Origin of the sequence: Halorubrum sp. Atlit-26R, from assembly GCF_003666015.1 — an archaeon.
In the GTDB taxonomy this organism is placed as follows: Archaea; Halobacteriota; Halobacteria; order Halobacteriales; family Haloferacaceae; genus Halorubrum.
The window spans coordinates 1-17,368 of sequence record NZ_QPLT01000029.1 but is presented as its reverse complement, the minus strand read 5'-3'; the positions used below and the strand labels follow the sequence as shown (position 1 = coordinate 17,368).

21 protein-coding genes and 1 pseudogene are annotated in these 17,368 nt (G+C 63.7%); 13 read left to right on the top strand and 9 right to left on the bottom strand.

The window, feature by feature from the left end; genetic code table 11:
• From DVK07_RS18635 to DVK07_RS24245, 6 genes are all read right to left on the bottom strand, one after another.
• Positions 1-446: recombinase family protein (locus DVK07_RS18635; protein ID WP_199719609.1), on the bottom strand; the 446-nt coding region annotated here is incomplete at its 3' end.
• 740 nt (positions 447-1,186) lie between these two features.
• Complete coding sequence (locus DVK07_RS18630; protein WP_147441214.1) at positions 1,187-1,627, bottom strand: hypothetical protein; 441 nt, start codon at positions 1,625-1,627, stop codon at positions 1,187-1,189.
• An 83-nt stretch (positions 1,628-1,710) separates the two neighbouring features.
• Entirely contained in the window at positions 1,711-2,283 is a 573-nt protein-coding gene (locus DVK07_RS18625) for a hypothetical protein (protein WP_121598413.1), read from the bottom strand.
• Between the two features lie 3 nt (positions 2,284-2,286).
• Entirely contained in the window at positions 2,287-2,496 is a 210-nt protein-coding gene (locus DVK07_RS18620) for a hypothetical protein (protein ID WP_121598412.1), read from the bottom strand.
• Between the two features lie 192 nt (positions 2,497-2,688).
• Positions 2,689-3,039 (bottom strand): hypothetical protein, encoded by a 351-nt coding sequence (locus tag DVK07_RS18615; protein ID WP_121598411.1) that lies wholly within the window; start codon positions 3,037-3,039, stop codon positions 2,689-2,691.
• Positions 3,036-3,158 (bottom strand): hypothetical protein, encoded by a 123-nt coding sequence (locus DVK07_RS24245; RefSeq protein ID WP_255410499.1) that lies wholly within the window; start codon positions 3,156-3,158, stop codon positions 3,036-3,038. The genes DVK07_RS18615 and DVK07_RS24245 overlap by 4 nt, the downstream gene beginning before the upstream one ends.
• Before the next feature lie 159 nt (positions 3,159-3,317).
• Here DVK07_RS24245 and DVK07_RS18610 point away from each other — a divergent pair, with 159 nt between their 5' ends.
• Both DVK07_RS18610 and DVK07_RS18605 read left to right on the top strand, forming a co-directional pair.
• Positions 3,318-3,539 (top strand): helix-turn-helix domain-containing protein, encoded by a 222-nt coding sequence (locus DVK07_RS18610; RefSeq protein WP_121598410.1) that lies wholly within the window; start codon positions 3,318-3,320, stop codon positions 3,537-3,539.
• Positions 3,536-4,099 (top strand): hypothetical protein, encoded by a 564-nt coding sequence (locus DVK07_RS18605; RefSeq protein WP_121598409.1) that lies wholly within the window; start codon positions 3,536-3,538, stop codon positions 4,097-4,099. The genes DVK07_RS18610 and DVK07_RS18605 overlap by 4 nt, the downstream gene beginning before the upstream one ends.
• Before the next feature lie 70 nt (positions 4,100-4,169).
• Here the strand turns inward: DVK07_RS18605 and DVK07_RS18600 are convergent, their stop codons facing one another.
• Positions 4,170-4,937, bottom strand: a complete 768-nt coding sequence (locus DVK07_RS18600; RefSeq protein ID WP_121598408.1) for a hypothetical protein — start codon at positions 4,935-4,937, stop codon at positions 4,170-4,172.
• Between the two features lie 523 nt (positions 4,938-5,460).
• Here DVK07_RS18600 and DVK07_RS18595 point away from each other — a divergent pair.
• The 10 genes from DVK07_RS18595 (at position 5,461) to DVK07_RS18560 (ending at position 15,663) form a co-directional block, all read left to right on the top strand.
• Positions 5,461-5,817: a hypothetical protein gene (locus DVK07_RS18595; protein WP_121598407.1), complete on the top strand. Its 357-nt coding sequence runs from the start codon at positions 5,461-5,463 to the stop codon at positions 5,815-5,817.
• Positions 5,814-5,978: a hypothetical protein gene (locus tag DVK07_RS22780; protein WP_158603181.1), complete on the top strand. Its 165-nt coding sequence runs from the start codon at positions 5,814-5,816 to the stop codon at positions 5,976-5,978. The genes DVK07_RS18595 and DVK07_RS22780 overlap by 4 nt, the downstream gene beginning before the upstream one ends.
• Positions 5,975-6,568, top strand: coding sequence for a hypothetical protein (locus DVK07_RS18590; protein ID WP_121598406.1), 594 nt, complete (start codon positions 5,975-5,977; stop codon positions 6,566-6,568). Before DVK07_RS22780 ends, DVK07_RS18590 begins: the two co-directional genes overlap by 4 nt.
• Positions 6,568-6,966, top strand: a complete 399-nt coding sequence (locus DVK07_RS18585) for a hypothetical protein (protein ID WP_121598405.1) — start codon at positions 6,568-6,570, stop codon at positions 6,964-6,966. Before DVK07_RS18590 ends, DVK07_RS18585 begins: the two co-directional genes overlap by 1 nt.
• Complete coding sequence (locus tag DVK07_RS18580; protein WP_121598404.1) at positions 6,959-11,929, top strand: hypothetical protein; 4,971 nt, start codon at positions 6,959-6,961, stop codon at positions 11,927-11,929. The genes DVK07_RS18585 and DVK07_RS18580 overlap by 8 nt, the downstream gene beginning before the upstream one ends.
• Before the next feature lie 160 nt (positions 11,930-12,089).
• A complete protein-coding gene (locus DVK07_RS18575; protein ID WP_121598403.1) occupies positions 12,090-12,374 on the top strand; it encodes a hypothetical protein in 285 nt (94 codons plus the stop codon).
• Between the two features lie 381 nt (positions 12,375-12,755).
• Positions 12,756-13,553 (top strand): hypothetical protein, encoded by a 798-nt coding sequence (locus DVK07_RS18570; RefSeq protein WP_121598402.1) that lies wholly within the window; start codon positions 12,756-12,758, stop codon positions 13,551-13,553.
• A gap of 50 nt (positions 13,554-13,603) precedes the next feature.
• The gene (locus DVK07_RS22395) at positions 13,604-14,104 is read left to right on the top strand and encodes a homing endonuclease associated repeat-containing protein (protein WP_147441213.1); all 501 of its coding nucleotides are present in this window, start codon (positions 13,604-13,606) and stop codon (positions 14,102-14,104) included.
• Between the two features lie 311 nt (positions 14,105-14,415).
• Positions 14,416-15,273: a ParA family protein gene (locus DVK07_RS18565; protein WP_121598401.1), complete on the top strand. Its 858-nt coding sequence runs from the start codon at positions 14,416-14,418 to the stop codon at positions 15,271-15,273.
• Positions 15,274-15,663, top strand: a complete 390-nt coding sequence (locus tag DVK07_RS18560; protein ID WP_121598400.1) for a hypothetical protein — start codon at positions 15,274-15,276, stop codon at positions 15,661-15,663.
• Between the two features lie 276 nt (positions 15,664-15,939).
• Here DVK07_RS18560 and DVK07_RS18555 read toward each other — a convergent pair whose 3' ends face one another.
• Entirely contained in the window at positions 15,940-16,284 is a 345-nt protein-coding gene (locus DVK07_RS18555; RefSeq protein ID WP_121598399.1) for a winged helix-turn-helix domain-containing protein, read from the bottom strand.
• 108 nt (positions 16,285-16,392) lie between these two features.
• Here DVK07_RS18555 and DVK07_RS18550 point away from each other — a divergent pair, with 108 nt between their 5' ends.
• Positions 16,393-16,695: a hypothetical protein gene (locus DVK07_RS18550; protein ID WP_121598398.1), complete on the top strand. Its 303-nt coding sequence runs from the start codon at positions 16,393-16,395 to the stop codon at positions 16,693-16,695.
• Between the two features lie 170 nt (positions 16,696-16,865).
• Here DVK07_RS18550 and DVK07_RS18545 read toward each other — a convergent pair.
• A pseudogene (locus DVK07_RS18545) lies at positions 16,866-17,368 on the bottom strand (resolvase); the annotation flags it as partial.

Here is a 17,368-nt window from a genome sequence, read left to right as displayed (position 1 = left end):
CGGATTCGCTGGAGCTTTTGCTGGTGTTCTATCTGGGCGAGGTCGCCCATCAACCGAGCGACCATACTGTATATCGTCTGCTGGAGCTCGCCGTCGTCGACATGAATCTTCAGTCCGACGTCGAGGGCTTCGACGCCGGTGTCGTGTTCCAAGCAGTGCTGGATGAATTCGTGAATCTCAGTCGGGCCGAGGCGAGAGAGCCGGCTGATCTCGTGAACGACCACGAGGTCGAACGCTCCACTCTCGACGTCGTCGAGGAGTTGGTTGTAGACCTCGCGCGTGTCGGTGTCGGCGGCGCCGGAGACGACCTCCGGATACTCCTCGACGTCTGCCACACCGAGACGTTCCAGGTGTTCGCGTGCCTCGTCGAGCTGCCGGGATACGTCCTGATCCGACGTCGAGACCCGGGCGTAGATCGCCGCGGTCGTGGGTCCGTTCTCGCTCATGTTTTCGAGGAGGCACCACTAAGTTAAACAAGTGGGGGTTACTGCGGTTCATCGTATACCACTACCTTTAGGAAATTTCTAAGTGGCTCGCCCTCAACACTACACCTGCCGGGCCACCGACCCCGGCGTCAACAAGTTCATCTCGCATTTTCTGACGGGGTTCCTCTGGGACGCCTTCGTCCCACGAACTATATTTCGATATATCGATCAAATACCGGTCCCTGAGATCGGCGGTCTCCGGTTCTCTCGCCAGCGGCGCGAGAGCCGGCCCCTGCGCGCGCGTATATATGGGAACGTCAGGGGGAGGGGTGTGTCTCAGTCATTCGCAACAATTTGTTGAGAATATCGGAATATGGACCGTGTCAGGATCGCCCGTGTTCAGTCTTCTCGCTTCCGACGCCAGCGCCGATACACGCCCGCGCGTGCCTATGGGAACGTCAGGGGGGGAGGGTGAGAAGCGCCTCATTCGTGTTCAACTGTCTATCTGATATAGGACCACGGTCGAGATCGGTCGCTGTCGAACCTCTCGCTCCGGCTCGGAGAAGGCTGCGTACGCGCGCGTAGTTAACGGGAACGCAGGGGGAGGGGAGCACAGACAGCGCTCAGACGGCTATTTTGCTCCAGTATCGAGATATGAACCGTCTCAGGATCGACCGCGTTCGGTTCTCTCGCTCGAACTCCCAGCGACGGTCCACGCGCGGGCGTATTTATGAGAACATGAGGGGGAGGGGTGTGGCTCCCTACGTCGACCGCAACTCGACACGCGCTGCTGCGTCGGTGTCGTGCGAGAACCCATGCTCGTCGCGGAACTCGTCGCGCAGCTCGTCGACGATCTCCACTCCCGGACGATCCTCGAGCTCACCGGCGTCGACGTCGCCGTGCTCGGCCGCCGCTTCGAGCGCGGCCATCGGAGCGAACACAAGCGGTTCGACAGCGGCGACCTGGAAGCTGGGAAGTACCTCGGAGAGGTCGGTGAACACCGTTCCAGCCTCGATGAATTCGACGCGGACGACACCGCCCTCCGCGTCCGGAAGTCCTCCCTCGAAGTACACGCAGTCGGTCGCGTCGGCAAGCGCGGCAAGCCCCGCCGCTGTATCCGTGTTCTCGTCGTCGTATCCTCGGATCGTTTCCTCTGCCGTCACCGACACAAGCTCGTCGCGAGCGGTTACAGTAGCCTTCATTTTCATCGCACCTCAGACCGAAAACGGAACTCCACGGCGTTAGGTTTGGCGCGCGATACGTGGGAAATCGGTGGCTGAGAGGGCTATTCCAAGAGAAGCGACTTCGCTACAGTGGGTGTGTACTGACCGACCAGAGAAAACACCCCAGAAGCGATTACAAGAAGTCCACCAATCATCCCTACCAAGTATCCAACCGCGAGTACGAGATTCCAGTCAAAACCCAGAAGAGGAAGACCCGCGACTACGTTAGAGAGGGCGAGGAGCATCAAAACGAGTCCTAAGGCCACCACTCCTTTACCCATCTCAAGAGTACCACCAGCTACCTCCCTGAGCTGGCTGCTGGTTTTCGCAAATTCGGTCAACTGCGGGTCAACTACAGTTCGCGTCTCGTTCTCGGCGAGGGTCCACATATCCGTTTGACCGGCTCGACGTCTCTTGACACGGCCCTCTTCGGCGAGAGTGTTCAGACGCTTCCCAGTTTGAGTCGACTGAATAGAGATGCCCTCGGCTATCTCGCCTGTGGTCAGATACTCCAGTCCCGTTTCACTCTGTAACTCCTCTCGAATGACGTTTAGAATCTCTTCATCGGTGTCGTCAGGCTCGTTCGGACCTTCAGGGATTTCTGTGATCAGCCGCTCGCGAAGGCGCTCTCGCATGAGCTATCTGGCCACCGCCGTCACCACGCCAGCCACAGCCACCACGCCGATTCCAAGTGCTGCGAGGATGTAGATCGCCCCCCACAACTCAAGATTCAGGAATCCCGAGCTGTCGAGAGCAGTCCCACTGACAGCCCTCCCAAAGAGTATGAAAATCACCCCTCCGAACAGGAGCCCAAAGATCCCTCCGAGAACATCCCCGCCGCCGCTCATCGGTACCACCACTGTTCAACTCTCCTCTGACAGCTGGTTTTGACGTGACCAACCATGGATGTAACAACGTGCCCGGGGGTATTGAAAAGTCCAGACAGTTCACATAAAGGGGCCGTAGTTTATTCACGGAAATTCCACGGCTTTGTGTTCAGCAAGTCTATCCTCAGAGGCCAAAAGCGGCAAATCGGGTAGTTATTGCCTCTCTTCGCGAACCCGCTCACCGACGTCCTCCAACTCCTCGCGGGTCATGTACTCGTTCAGGTCTTTCCGCCGGCTCCCCGGCACGATCTCGGCGAGCGTCTCGACGGCGAACTTCAGTTGCTCAACCTGAGCGTACAGCTCCTCGACGTCGTCTTTCGTCGGCTCCTCCCCCTGCCGGACCTTGTGAGAGACCTCGCCGAAGGCACTGTCGGCCTCGGCTGCGGTTGAGGTGAGCCGGCGGCAGAGAAGCTCGCGGCCCATCGTCTCCCACTTCTCGGCGGTCGTCTCGGTGCCGTCCGGGACCCCCACCTCGCCGGCGTCCTCGCGTTCGGCGTCGCTCATCGATCCTCCACCACCTGAGCGACCGTCGCGTCGTCGTACGCGCCTCGGCGGACGTCGAAGGCGTCAAATTCGATACCACTGTCGTGACCGTTTTCACGGCCGCGCTCGTTCGCGTTCATGCTGTTTCCTGCGAAACAGCCCGTTCGGGCGTCACACCGCCCGGACGATTCTGGAACGTCCCGAGGAACGGGTCTGTCTCTGTTACTTGCTATATAGCAAAAGAAGTTAAAACTTGCTATGGAGCAAGAACTATAACGGATCGGAGGGTTTGATTTGACATGGAGCAAAAGCGGGCCGATATGGCTCACTCCGAAGAGGCCTATCTCGACGCCGTCCGTGAAAATGAACCGGCGACGACACAGCAAGTCGCCGACGCGGTCGGGGTCACTCGCCAGGGCGCCGACTACCGGCTACGAGAACTACGCGAGGAAGGCCTCGTCGACGGGGAGATGTTGGGGAATACACTCATCTGGACGGTCACCGACAAAACGACCGAATGAGCGACGCCCAGGTGCGTTCGGAGACGATTGTCGACGCCGACGACGGCCTCCTCGCTCGGTTCAAGAACGCTCGCGACGCGCTCCCTGAGCGGGCGGTCGCGAAGCCTGATTCCGAGCGATTCCACCGCGGCGAGGCCGAAAGCAACGGCCCCGCTCCGGCGTGTCAGCGGGTCCATTCGGATGATTGGCACGTCGTCGACGTCGACGAGGCGCTTCTCGCCGGCCTCACCCCGTGTCGTGCGTGTTGGAAGACGGTCCTTGAGTACCTCGCGGCGGACCCGAATTCACGAGTCGCGTACCGAGCCCCCGACGCGACGCCAGAACCGACGGCGTCGCCGAGCGATGTCCCGCTCCCTCGCGATCGCGATCGGCGCGACCGGCCGCGACTCTCTTCGCCGACCGACGAGGTGATGATCGACGGCGGGTCGAAGTACCACGCTCCAGCTGGAGACGAGACGCTTTGCGGGCGGACCGGTCACCGAGTCGTTGACCGCTGCGCTGTCGAGAGTCACTACGAGCCGTGCCTCGACTGCTTCGCCGATGTCGACGCCGAAGCGTAATCTCGGATCTAATCCGCACGCGCGTATTCCTGAATAGAACAGCCCCAGGGGCACATTACCCCACGAACCGTCAGTCCCCGAGTCGCTCCTTAGCCGCTCGCCAGCCCAGTTGAATCATAAAGGTCACCCAAACTATCACCAGAACGCCTCCAATACCTGTTGTGAGCGTGTTCAGAGTCGTCAAGCCGAGTAGAGTAGTCTGGAGGAGCCCGCTGGGGAGAGAGCCAAACACCAGTGCGAACAAGACGAGAGCGACAGCTGAACCTCCTACGAGTCGGGTAGATTCCTGAACCGGAGAGGTGCGGCGTGTACCTTCCAGAAGGAGGCGACGGACGGTGTCGTCCGGCTCCTCATCATCTTCTGCCCGTTCCATGACACGCCCCTTCAGATCCTCTCCTGCGCCGATCGCATCGAAGAGGTCGCGTTCCTGAGCTTCGATACCCTGGCGGATTAGGCGTCGGAGCGCGTCTTCGGCAGGTTCCCCTTCCTCACGGGCGACTTCAACAGCCTCGCGGAGATCCTCAGGTGCGCCGAGTTCGTCGAACACGTCGCGCTGTCGCGCCTCTACTGCCTCGCCAAGGAAACGGCGGACGACGTCTTCTTGCGACTCCGTCGGCTCGCGCGCAGCCTCCAGTTGCGCACCGACAGGGTTCGGCTCCCCCTCGCGATCCTCAACACCGAGGCGGTTGTAGAGCGGCACCTGGCGCGCCCGCAAACCCTCGTCAAGAAGTTCGCGGAGGAGCTCTGATTCCGAGATGTCTTCGGGCGAATCGGCCTTGGCGGCGTCGAACCGCTCGCGTAGTTCGCCTCTGACTTGAGCCCCAATCACGTCGCTCATGGTGTTTAAAACCGTTTAAAGCGCAGTATTGTAAATGTGGGGGGTCTCATTTCGCCGAGAGCTCGACAGCAGATTCGGTCGCGATCGGCTTCTCCGAGCGCTCTCTGCTATGTGGACTAATCCGCATGTATCCGTATGTACCCGCATAGCCGCCCGGTATTTTTATCAACCAAAGACCCCTACACCGGGATAAGAAGCGAGCCGAGGGCCGCGCTGGTAGGCGTGGTAGATCGGCACCGGAACCCCGGCGCCACGGCGTCGGGAAGCCCGCGACGACGAACCTGTCGCTCGCGGTTGTAGGAAAGTCCGGCCGGAGGTGCTCGCCCCCGGCCGCCTCATTCGTGTTCTGTGTGCAGGAGCCCGAGTGGGGCGGGCGGTTGGCGAGGTCTCCGGTCCGAAGTACGGGATTGTGGAGTGCGTCTCCAGTTCCTCCTTGGACGGTCGACCTCATAAAACTGAGGGTTGACGCCGCTTGGAGATCGGCACTCTTGTCCCGTTTAAAACGACGTTAACGGGATTTCAGATGCCACACAACGACGAAAGCGATGAGAGCAGTGTTGGACAGCGACGAATCTATGATGCGCTGGAGGCGGCGCGGCGCCGACGCTCCGACGAAGAGCTCACAGTAGCCCGGTTAGTCGGTGAGGCATTCACCGCGATACCGGCTACAGCGGACCTCGACGCGGTGCGGGCCGCCGCTCGTGAGGTCCTCGGCGACGACAGGCCACGCGACCGGCCCAACCGGTCGAAGACGCTCGCGACCGACGGTGGTCGCCTACACCTGAAAGGTGTAGGCGACTGCCCCGGGGCCGGCGACAGCGAGACTTGGGGAGAGGCGCGCAGGAACACGGACGCCGCGGGAGACGGAGGGCGACGATGAACGCGCTGCTCACTTTCAGCCAGGGGCTCGGCGTCGGGCTCCTCGCCACCGCAGCGCTGCTCCTCGTTCTCGGACGGCAGCCGGCGATCGCCGCCGGCGTCGCGGGGACCGTCCTCGCGATCGGTGGCTCGGTCACGAAGCAGGGAGGTGAGCCTCTATGAGTTCGCAGGCTCAGCCCGGCAGCGACGGCGGTCGCCTTCCCGACACTAACAGCTTCGAGCTCGGCGACACCGTCCTCGACCGTGAGGACGACGACCCGAACACAGCGACCGTGATCAACTGCCCGCCGGTCAGCTGCGACGCGTGGGATGTCGGCGAGGAGACAGTCGCGGACCACAACCCTGCGTACGACGCCGAGGCCGACGTCATCGTCGTCGCGTTCGACGACGATCTCGCCGAAGCCAAGCCCGACTACGACGGCACTGACCCGATCCCGCTCGCCGAGGTCGACATCCCGACGTACGCCTTCCCGCCCGGTCGGCTCGTGAACGTTGAGGCGAGCGGCAGGGAATGCGACTCACATCGCGCGAACGCGTCGCCGCTGGAAGGGTTCGACGGCGTTCGCGAGCTCAAGGAGCGCCTGGAAGAAACCAGCGACGTCGGCGTTCACCGGGAGGATGGAGAGCCCGTCCTCACGATCACGAAAGCCGGTCGGGAGTACCGGATTCGATCGGACGGCTCGGTCTCGGACGGGCCGTTCCAGAGTAAGCTCGCAGATGTCGCCGCGGAGTTCCTCGGAGGTGACGACTGATGTCCTCGCAGAGTGCCGAGGAGCCAGCCGAGCCGCCTGTCGAGCAGCTTCGCGACCAAACCGGTGCCGACCCCGGGCTCACGCCGGAGGAGCGTGAGACGACGTTCAGCTTCGCTGTCGACGAGGACAGCGTCCGGATCCACAGTGAGGAAGCGGCCATAATCCGCCGGCTTCTCTCTCACGAGGCGTTCGAGCCGGCTCGCGTGGGGGTCCACAACGGCGAGACGACCCGTACGGTGTCTTTCGCCGAGGCTGCCGACGAGACCGGCCCCGACGACCGCGTCGTCCGTGTTCGGGGGCGACTACCCCTCCGATTCCTGAACGTCGCCTCGGTGGGGCGGAACCACAACCAACACGCCCCGATCGTGAGTGAGGAGGTGTTTGCCGACGATGAGTGAGCTCGGTCAGGACCGGTGGAGGAGACTTCTCGCTCAACTCGACGAGCCGCCAGTTGGAGCGGTCGCCGAGGCACTCGCCGACGCCCGCGACCTCGATGTCCTCGACGCGTACGATGCCGTCGAGGAGGCGCTCGAAGAGGGTGTCCTCGTCGAGGACGATACCGGAGGCGCGTTCGGTACCGTACACGCCGCCGGCAAAGCGGAAGGGTCGCTTGACGAAGCGATTGAAACGCCCGAAGAGGACAGTTTGGACGCCAGAGAAGCGGCTTCCTCGGACGACGACCCCCGGGGTGGGGACGCCCAGACCGCCATCGACAACAGCGTCGCAACCGTCGACTCGGAGACGTACCCCCCGACGATCGCCGAGCGGGAATACTGGGTGAACTGGATCCTCGACGGTGTCGGTCGGAAGCGTCCCGTCGCGCCTTGGAAAACGGGACACGCCTACCCCGTGAAGTGGAGCGGAGATCTCCCTGAAGAGGAACGGCCGGAGACCGAGTTTGAAACGGCGAAGCGGTGGGCGGACTTCGACCTTGGCGACGCCGACCTCCGCCTCCCTGACGACGCACAGAGCGAAAGCCTCGGGACCGGACTCCTCCTCCCGAACGAACGGCCCGAACGCGACGAGTGTATCACGCTCATTGACTGGGACGACGTCCGCGACCCGGACACCGAGGAGATCCACCCGGTCGCCGCCGAGTACATCAACCGGTTCGGCGGGTACGTCGAGGTGTCGACGTCTGGCGAGGGCCTCCACCAGTTCGTGTTAGGCGGCCTCCGGAAGCGGGGGAAGTTCATCGCCCCGATCGACGAGGAGCCGTTCGTTGGCGAGGACCTGCCACAGGTCGAGATTTACGACGGCGGGCGGCACGTCGCCATGACCGGCCGACACGTCGAGGGTACCGACGAAGACGTCCTTGAGGACGGCCAGCCGCTCATCGACGAGCTCGTCACCGAGTACGCCGACGCCGAGAAGGGCGCCGGACACCGGCGGTACGACCCCGAGACGGGGTACGTGGCCGACGGCGAAAGCGGCGATTCCGACGGCACAGCCGACCATGTCCCCGAGCCGAAGACCGGAGAATACAACGGCCCGAGCGCCGAGGAAATCCGCGAGACAAAGCCCGACGATCGCAGCCTCGCGTATCACGCTGTTATCGAGACCTTCTACCGGGGCGGAGGGAACAGCGGTGGGTACGCGCACATCCAGAACTGGCGGCTGGAGGGCTTTGCCGCCGCACTGGGGGAGCGCGACGACCTCAGCCCCGAAGAGGTCAAGAGAGACCTCGGCGGCAGGTACCTCGACGATACCGGGGTCACCCAGCGGTGTGTTCACCGTACACCCGAGCGCGTCGACTACGGACACAAGCGGGCCGCAGACGGCCGGCTTGAGGCGCCATCTCTCCCGACTCTTGTCGAGTACGGCGTCCTCCCGCCCACACTCGTTGAGGACGGCGAGACCGACGGCTACGACGACGATCCGCGGTCGGTGTCGGCGACGGTCGATGTCCGCCGGGCATGGGCAGCCGCCGGCCGTGTCGAGCCAAGTGAACTCGACGGCGAGCGCCTCCAGGAGGCCGATCGGGACGGCGGCGCGTTCGCGTGTCCCGAGTGCGGGTCCGCCGTCGACGTCGTCCGCGCTGTCGCCGTCGCCGAGGGCCTCGTCGAGACGTGCGACGCCGGTCTCGACCACGCCTACCCCGAGGCGTACGGTCTCGCCCGGACCGAGTACGGCGCTCCGCTTCCGGAGTACCTCACCACGGGCGACGCGATCGCCGAATTCGACGCCGTCCTCGACGTGATCGGCGAGGTCGGGTTCTTTCACCTCGACGAGGACGCCCTCGCGAGCGAGGTCACCCGCGCCGGCGAGGAGGTCGCCGGCGAGGCGGTGCGGACGCTTGACCCCGCATGGCGGGAGTCTGAGAGCGGTGAGTCGGTTCTCGTGTACGAGAGCGGGACGGTGTGGGACGCCGATACGCAGCGTGTCGTCGATGCGCTGCGTTTCGTCGCGCTCGACAGCGGCCTCCTCACCGACCCGCGCCAAGCCTTGGAGGGCGAGGACTTCACCGAGGCGTACCGGCGGGCGCGGACCAAGTACGGCGCTCCGCTCCCCCGGTGGGAACCGGCCGCCGACGGCGCTCGCGAACTAACGCCGCAGCTGCCGCCGAGCGACGAGCTCGTCGACGCGCGTTCGTTCGACGGGGTGTGCCCGGACGAACTCGAGCTCGCCCGCGAGGAGGTTGAGGCCCTCATCGGCGAGGCGGCGACCGACACCGACGAGCCGACTGTCGTGACGGCCCTCCCCGCGACGGGGAAGACCACAGGGACGGTCAAAAACGCCCGAGACCGACCGCTGTCGTACCTCGCTCCCCGGAAGGAGCTACAGGCGCAGGCGCTCGAAAAGGCTGACAGGTGGGGCGTCGACGCGGAGATCCTCCCCGTGCTCTCCGAGGAGCGCGTTCGGCCCGCCGTCCTCGACGCGGCGGTCTCTCACGTCCGCGAAAGAGGGAAGACTCGCCTCCGCGACCGATGGGCTATCTTCGCCGCAGCGTTCGACGACGTCGAAGAGGAGGACGCCGACGACGTCGACACAGACGAGATATTCGAGGACGCCGAGGAAGGCGACGGGGGCGACGATCTCGACCGTGCGACGTGTCCGACCGCGGAGGGCGACCACGGCGCCGCGTGGGCGCTCGCCGTTCATGTCGCCCGGCGGCTCGGCTACACGCCGCGGGAGATCCACCAACAGGCCCGGGGTCTCTTCGGAGCCCCCCTTCCGTGCTCTGACCACGAAGAGGGTGCTGAACCCTGCGAATACCACGAGGGGTGGGAGAGCGTCACCGACGCCGACGCCCCGCCGGACCTCCTCGTCGGCTCGTACATACACGCTCACGTGGCGAGCGTCCGGACCCACTTCTCTCGGGCCAGCGATGGAACCGTCGACACGGCGCCGCGTGCCGTCGTCCTCGACGAATTCCCAGGCGAAGCGTTCGTCTCCGAATTCGGCGAGAACGCCGAGGACTTCGCGACGTGGCTCGCAGGCTGTCTCCGCGACCACGTCGACGATCGCCGCGATATGTTGGAGGCCGACCTCTCGGAAGACAGGTGGGTCCGCGGCTGGCTCGACGGAGACGCCGCCGAAGCCGACGCCGACGTCGACGACGCGATCACCGCTCTCGGCCGGACCGAGGAACTACTCGACGCCCGTGAGAACGCCGTTGAGATCCTCGTCGAGGTTGACAGAGAGCCGCTGGAGGATCTCGGGCTACTCGAACCACTTGAGGCCGTCACAGACCGCGGCACCGACGCCGCCGAGGCGTACGGACGCCTCCTCTCGGCGGTCGGCGCCGTCGACGCCGAGCAGCCCGGATCCGGTCTCGCCGGGTGGGTCGACGATGCCGTTCGCGAGCCGCTGGAGGTCGCGACCGCAGCCGGGTCGGGGACGCCGGAGATCGACGACGTCGACCTCGCCGACCTCCCCGTCGCGAGCGACCTCCGGGCTCTCGTCAAGGACGCCGTCGACGCCGCTCGCGAACGCCGCGACGGCGCCCGTGCGGTCCTCGACGCGGCCGTCACGGCTCTGCGCGGTGGCGCCGAGGGCTGCCGCCGCCTCGCCGCGTGGGCGGACGACGGATACGCACACCCCGACGCGCACCACATCCTCGGGAACATCGTCGAGCCGGAGCCGACGCAGATCAGCACCTCCAGCTGGGCCTTCGATCCCGACGCGACCGATGGGACTGTCGTCGACGTCGCCGACACCGGCGACCGGGCGGTGACGGTCCTCGACCGGAATAGCCACGGCGCACGGCTCCACACGCCGCCCGCACGTACCGACGCCGGTGGGGAAGACGTCCCGCTCGTCGGCCTCGACGCGACGGGGCGAGCGTCGCTGTGGTCCGTCTCTCTGGGCGAGGAGGTCACTACAGACGACATCCACGACACCCCACGAGAGCGCGCTCGCTTCCTGGAGAACGCGCTCGACCTCCGTGTGCTCCAAGCTGCCGACCAACCACGTGCCTACTCAGGCGATCCCAGCTCGAAGGACACCGACGGCGACGTCGCGCTGCTGGAGGCGATCGCCGAGGAGTACGCCGGGATCGACGCACCGCGACAGCGTGGCGAGGAGGCCGTCGAGGTCGGTCGCCCCGCAGCAATCACGACGAAGGCCGTCCGCGAGGTCCTCGAAGGCGACGCCCGCCTCGACGATGTCGTCGCCGAGTGGGACCACTACGGGAACGTCACCGGGTCGAACGACCTCGGCGCGCACCGCCTCGCGGCCGTCCTCGGGTCGCAGCACTACGGCGACGACGCGATCGAACGGTTCTGTGCGCTCGCCGGCGAGGAGGTCGACACCGAGCGGGAGGGTGCCTGGGGCTCTGAACTCGACTACGGGAGTGACCTCGCGAACACCTACCTGAAGCACATGAGGGAGGACCAGACGACGCAGGCGATCCTCCGGTTCGCACGGGGCGACAGCGGCGCAACCGTCGTCGCGCGGACCTCCGCGCTGCGGGACGACCTCCCCGTCGTCGGACGCGGCCAGGTCGTTGAGACCTGGAGCGACACAGCGGCGAAGGTCGCCCGGGAGTACCGCCGGCTTGGTGGGGAGTTCACGATCGCCGACGTCGCCGATGCCGTCGACGTGAGCCGTCGACAGGTTCGGCGTGTCCTCGTCGAGCTCACCGATGCTGGGTACATCCGCCGCGTCGACGGCGGTGACGGCCTCGCGAACGTCTACGAACCCGCGGCCGAGCCCGGAGCCGGTGAGGTCGATCTTCCCGACCGGGACGACGCCGTCGCCGCCCAACCCGGACGGTCCTCGCTAAACCAATACTATACATGGAATGTCCGGGTGTTCGGCGGCGAACCGGCGGCGAACAAAGGTCACGACTCACCACCAGTGCGACAGCGAGGTGCGCCACCCTCTCCGACAGCCGCTGAGGGTGCTCCCGGGGACTAACCCCGGCCGCTGAGGGAGGTCCGGTTGCCCTCCTCAAAAGCGACAGCTCCACCAGCAGCGCCAGGACTCGCGCGCGCATTATAGATCCGACGACGACACCCCCGGGGTGGAGGTGTGTAACGGCCGAATATTCAAAACGAAGACCCCGTAACACGGCGGCATGAACGATTTAGCCGAGGCGGTAACCGTCCGGAAGCGACGTTCGCGAGGGCGGGTGATCGTGTCGGTGACCGAGTCGATCGACGACGATGAACTCACTGCGAAGGCAGAGGAGCGCCTTCTCCTCGCGGGTGACGTCGGCGACGATCGCGTCGAGGCCACGAAGCAGCAGCTCGCCGAGCGCGCGGTCGCGAAGGCGGTGAAACAGAGAGCGCCCGAGGCGTTCGATCCGAACACCTCGGTTTCGCTCCGAGTCAACAGCGACCGGAACCTCTCACTCCTGTAGCAGCACCGACCGATAACCGGTCGGTATCCGAGTCGCAGTGAAGAGTCTCAACTCCTGGCGATACACACGCGCGTATGTACAGGCCCACCCTCCCCCTCCCGTCGTGCTCCCGCTTACAGCGGCTCGGATGAAGTTGGTCAAGTCACCTCGCGATATTCCTCGCCGTCGCGGGCGACACGACCGTCGCGATGAAACGCCCTCAGCCTCCCAATGTCGAACACTCAAGATACGTATGAATTAGAATCGACTCTGTCAATCGTGCTCACCTTGACCCCGACCCCCATCTTCGCCCATGGAGGGGGTCATAGGTGTTTGTGGGCAGGGGCGGTTGGAACGAGAATAGGCGGAAATTTCACGGTCGCGGCGACGGCTCTGATGGGTATGCCGACGATCGCTCACGGTGAGAACTATCGCGTTGATGAAATCTCTCAGCGGGCGCTGGTGGAACTCGAAGAGCGCGGCGCGGTCGGAACAACAGCGCTGGCGGAGGCCGCGGTCGGCGATGTCGAGGCCGGCTCGCTACGACGGGTCCGGTACCGGATGGACGAGCATCTCATCCCGGGGATGTTGGTCGATGAGGTCGTGAGTGAGGACGACGAGCGGGTCTTCAAACTGACCGGGCTTGGCGAGAAGTTCCTCGACGAGAACCGCGAGGCTGTCGAGTCCGTCGGCGTGGTCCGGGAATTGGCTGCGGACGCGGAGACAGCGGCCGAGCAGGCCGCGGAAGCGGCGGAGCGCGTCGACGGGATGCTGTCGCGGCTGAAGTCCGTCGAGGGCACCGCCGGCGCGGCCTCGCGGGACGTCTCTAAGTTGAAAGACGACTTCGAAGAGCTTCGCGAGACGGTTCACGGCGTGGAGTCTGACGTATCGAGCGTTGAGTCCAAGCTGAAGCGGATGGGGAGCAACGTCTCTTATGCCCGGGAGACGGCCGCGGAGGCGAGTAAGCGGTCAGAGGAGGTCGAAGCCGAGATGGAGGAGCTCCGCGAGGAGATCTCCGAGAACCGGGAGGATCTCACCGAGCGTATCGACGGCCTGGAAGCGCGTCACGAGGACTTCGCAGAAGAGACTGTTGCGCGTGTCGGGGATGAACGTGAGTTCGCGGATGAACTGGAACAGCGCATCGAGCAGCTAGAGGAGCGCGTCGACGAGATGGAGAAGTCTCCGCTCCCTTGGAGATAGGTGCCTGTCCGAGAACTTAACCGCCTACCGAGGAACAGCACCATCGACGAATGACCAGAGGAGAACAGCATAGCGACGAGGAACTCATAGAGGATATAAAAAGGGTCAGCGACCTCACGGGTAGAGCGCCTCCAACGAAGACGAAGTACACAGAGCACGGAAAGTACTCTCCGAGAACTGTACAACTCCGATTCGGGAGCTGGAACGAGGCCGTGATGGAAGCAGGATTCGAGCCGCGTTCCCCGGTTAGAAATACCCGCGAACGCCCCTCAACTTGTCCTCTCTGTGAAAGCGTGGACACAGGTCTCGACTTTCACCACTGGAGGTATGGAGAAAACGAGACGGGATGCTACCTGTGTCGGGAGTGCCACGACACCGTACACAAGGGAGATGGAGAGGCGAAGCAGCCGGGCTGGCTACCAGCAGCAATTGAGAACCTTGTCGATAAACACCTACAAGAAGGGGGTCAGAGGGATGTTGAGGTGATTGTTGAGATGTACAACCTACCTGATGTGGATGACCTTGTCCGGCGCGAGCTTGAATCGGTCTGACCCCCGGCACGTGGGTGGTTAAGTAAAAATCTCAACCATCAAGGAATATGGTCGAATTGACCATACTCCAGTTCGTCGCAGCGTACATTGAAAGCATCATCCTCGGCGTCATCCTGGGGGCGTTGGTGATCGGTTACAGAATCTTCACGAGTAGATAGCCGAGTCGCCAATTCGCTCCTCCACGTTCATTCCCGGAGCTTACGCGCTCGCGCGTACGCCAACCCCCCATCCCCTCCCCCCGCGGAGAGGGGCAACTGTCTGACGTAGCTTTACCTACAGAGATGTCTATAGAAGATGCTATAGGAAATCCTATGACCGACACGATACGCCTCGCTGCGTTCATCGACAAAGGCGGGACCGGGAAGACGACCGCGACAGCACACCTCGGCGTCGCGCTCGCCAGGGAGGGCCTCGACGTCCTCCTCATCGACCTCGCGGGGAAGCAGGGTGACCTCGCGAAAACGTTCGGCGTCTGGGGAGAGTACCGAGAGTTGATCGACGCCGGCGACGCGTGGCCGAACGTGACGACGGTGTTCCAAGACGAGTGGGCGGCGATCGCCGAGAAGCTCGGTGAAGCGGCCGTCGACGATCTCGTCGTTGAGACAGGCGAGGGAGTCGACCTTATCCCCGCACACCCAGGTTTAGACAGCCTCGACGCTGACCTCGGCAACATCGATGATGCCGCGGAACGGTACTCGCGACTGGAGACGTTCCTCGACGAGTATATCGACCCCCGCGGCTACGACGCTGTCCTCCTCGATCTCCCGGGGCTCACGAACAACGTGAGCTACTCCGGGCTGTGGGCGGCGAAACACGTCCTCGCGCCGGTTGAAATGGGGCCGTTCGAGGCAGAGCAGGCGGACCAACTCCGCGAGGACCTCACGCAGATGGTCGAAGCATTCGACGTCGAGGTAGAGCTCTCGATGGTGCTCCCGAACAAGGTCGATACACGAACGAAGCTCGCTGAGGAGTACCTGGAGGCGTTCCGCGCGGAATACCCCGAGGCGATCGCACCGGAGTACATCCCGTACTCGCAGGACATTCGGAACGCGGTTGAGGGCGGTCAGACTGCGTTCGCCCTTGAGGAGCCGTCGGCAACAGCTGAAGATGCGCGCGAGGCGTTCGAGGCGGATGCGCGCGCCCTTGTCGACCGGCTGGGGGGTGCGTAGATGGCCGACGACGAGCTCGAAGAACTTCGCGAACGAACCGATCACGGGAGCCGTCTCGACACCGCCAGCGACGAGACGAACCGCACCGAGTTCAGAGAGAGCATCGCTGAACACCTGAACGAGATCGACGCCGGCGAGCGGCAGAAAACGCTCTCTGCGTGGGACGGCCCGCTGGCGGCGTTCGTCTCCGCTCTCGAAGAGGACCAACACGCTGACCGGCGCGAGGCGATAGCTGACACCCTCGGAGAAGAGCTGGGCGTGGACGTCGACGACCCGAAGAAGAGCGAACTCCTCGCCCTCACCCTCCGCGTCGGTTTCCAAGAGGTTGCGGGAGAAGACTTGGAGGCGCTCCGGGAGGCTCTTCGCGAAGACGCCGCGAAGGGACTCTGATCTCGGTGCCACTTCTCTAGATTTGTATAGAGGATTTCCTATAGAGATTCCTTTAGGATACCACATAGAGAATCCTGTAGGAGTAGGGGGTGACGTGCCCGCGGCTGCCTGAATTTTCAGACGGCAATCCCAGCGACAGCTGCCGTCCCCGTTGCCTTCTTGCGATATAATCCGCGAAAAGTCAGATGGTAGTACACTTTGTTTGGTTTTTGACACTACACGCGTCGCTACGAAGGGAAGCTGGTTGTGGGGTCAAAAAGAAAAACGAATCGGTGATTACAGCTCGACTTCGTCGTCGATCTCGTAGAGTCGGTGGAGCGTGAGCCCCTGGAGCTTGTAGAGCATCTCCCCCAGTTCGTCGTCCTCGTTCAGGGTGTAGAAGGTGCTGGCCCCGTGGTCAACCTCTTCAACGATCCCCATCTCGGTGAGCCGTTCGAGCTGCTCGTACACGGTGCTTCGCGACGTGTCGCTGAGGCGCGCGATGTCGCTAACGTTGAGCTCTCGGCTCTTGTTGGTGACGAAGGCCTCGATGATCCGCGCTCGTTCCTGCGATTTGAACAGGGTTGGTAGCGCCCCTCTCCCGGCCAGGCCATGGTCGACGTCCGCCGTCACGGATGACATATCCTACTGTATCCCACGTGTGGGCATAAATCTGTGGAATCAGATGAACACTACTATCATTAAAACCGACAGTTTTTAGTGCGTGGCTATATAAGTATATACTATAGAATGAGCGAGCAGGACATCAAGAACCGAATTGTTGAAACCCTTCTCAATGACCGAGTGACTGGCTCTAACAAGGTATCTATCGATACCCTTCTCAACCACGCGGTGCGGGATAGCGAGCAGGGACAGGCCCGGCGACTGTTAAAAGACGAAATGTTACCGAAATCAGAGGGGTCCATCCAGCAGGTGGGTGGAGGGGCTCGGGAGAACGTCCAACTGGCCGACGTCGAGGGGGCTACCCGATACGTCCACAGGAACGGCGGGGACGTACCGTGGAAGCTGAAGCAAAAATACATCGAGGACTGACGCCCCGAGGGGTAGGGGTATCGTCGCTGATCCCGGCCTTCAAATCGGGCGAAAGAGGAGGGACCGCCTGATTGGCGCATGCGCACGTATCGGAGTGGCCGCAACCTGGGGGGAGGTTGCCGTTCTACGCTCGCGCGCGTGTCGGAGTTCAGGCAAACGGGGGGAGTGCGTTAGCGATCGTCGACGTCGGCGGCCTGCTCTAATCGTTCGACCCGTTCGCGCAGCTCTTCGAGGTCGGGGCCCTCGGCCCGGGCGTCCTCCAGCGGGCGGACGTCGGTGAGTGCTTCGTCGACGCGCTCGTCCTCGGCTTCGCCGCCGAGGTAGAGGTCGCGACGATCTTGATGGAGGCTCCTGAGCGTCGACTCGGCGATGCCGGTGTCGTCGGAGACAGCCGCGAACGACTCGCCGCGGTCGACGCGGGCGACTGCCTCGCGGACGTGTAGGAACTCGGCCGGATCAACGCGGAGGAACCCATCCTCGACGACGAACCCTGCCGGCGGCCTCCCGGTCCACTTTCCGGCGGACTGTGCGGCGCGGACGCCCGACCGGATTCGCTGGAGCTTTTGCTGGTGTTCTATCTGGGCGAGGTCGCCCATCAACCGAGCGACCATACTGTATATCGTCTGCTGGAGCTCGCCGTCGTCGACATGAATCTTCAGTCCGACGTCGAGGG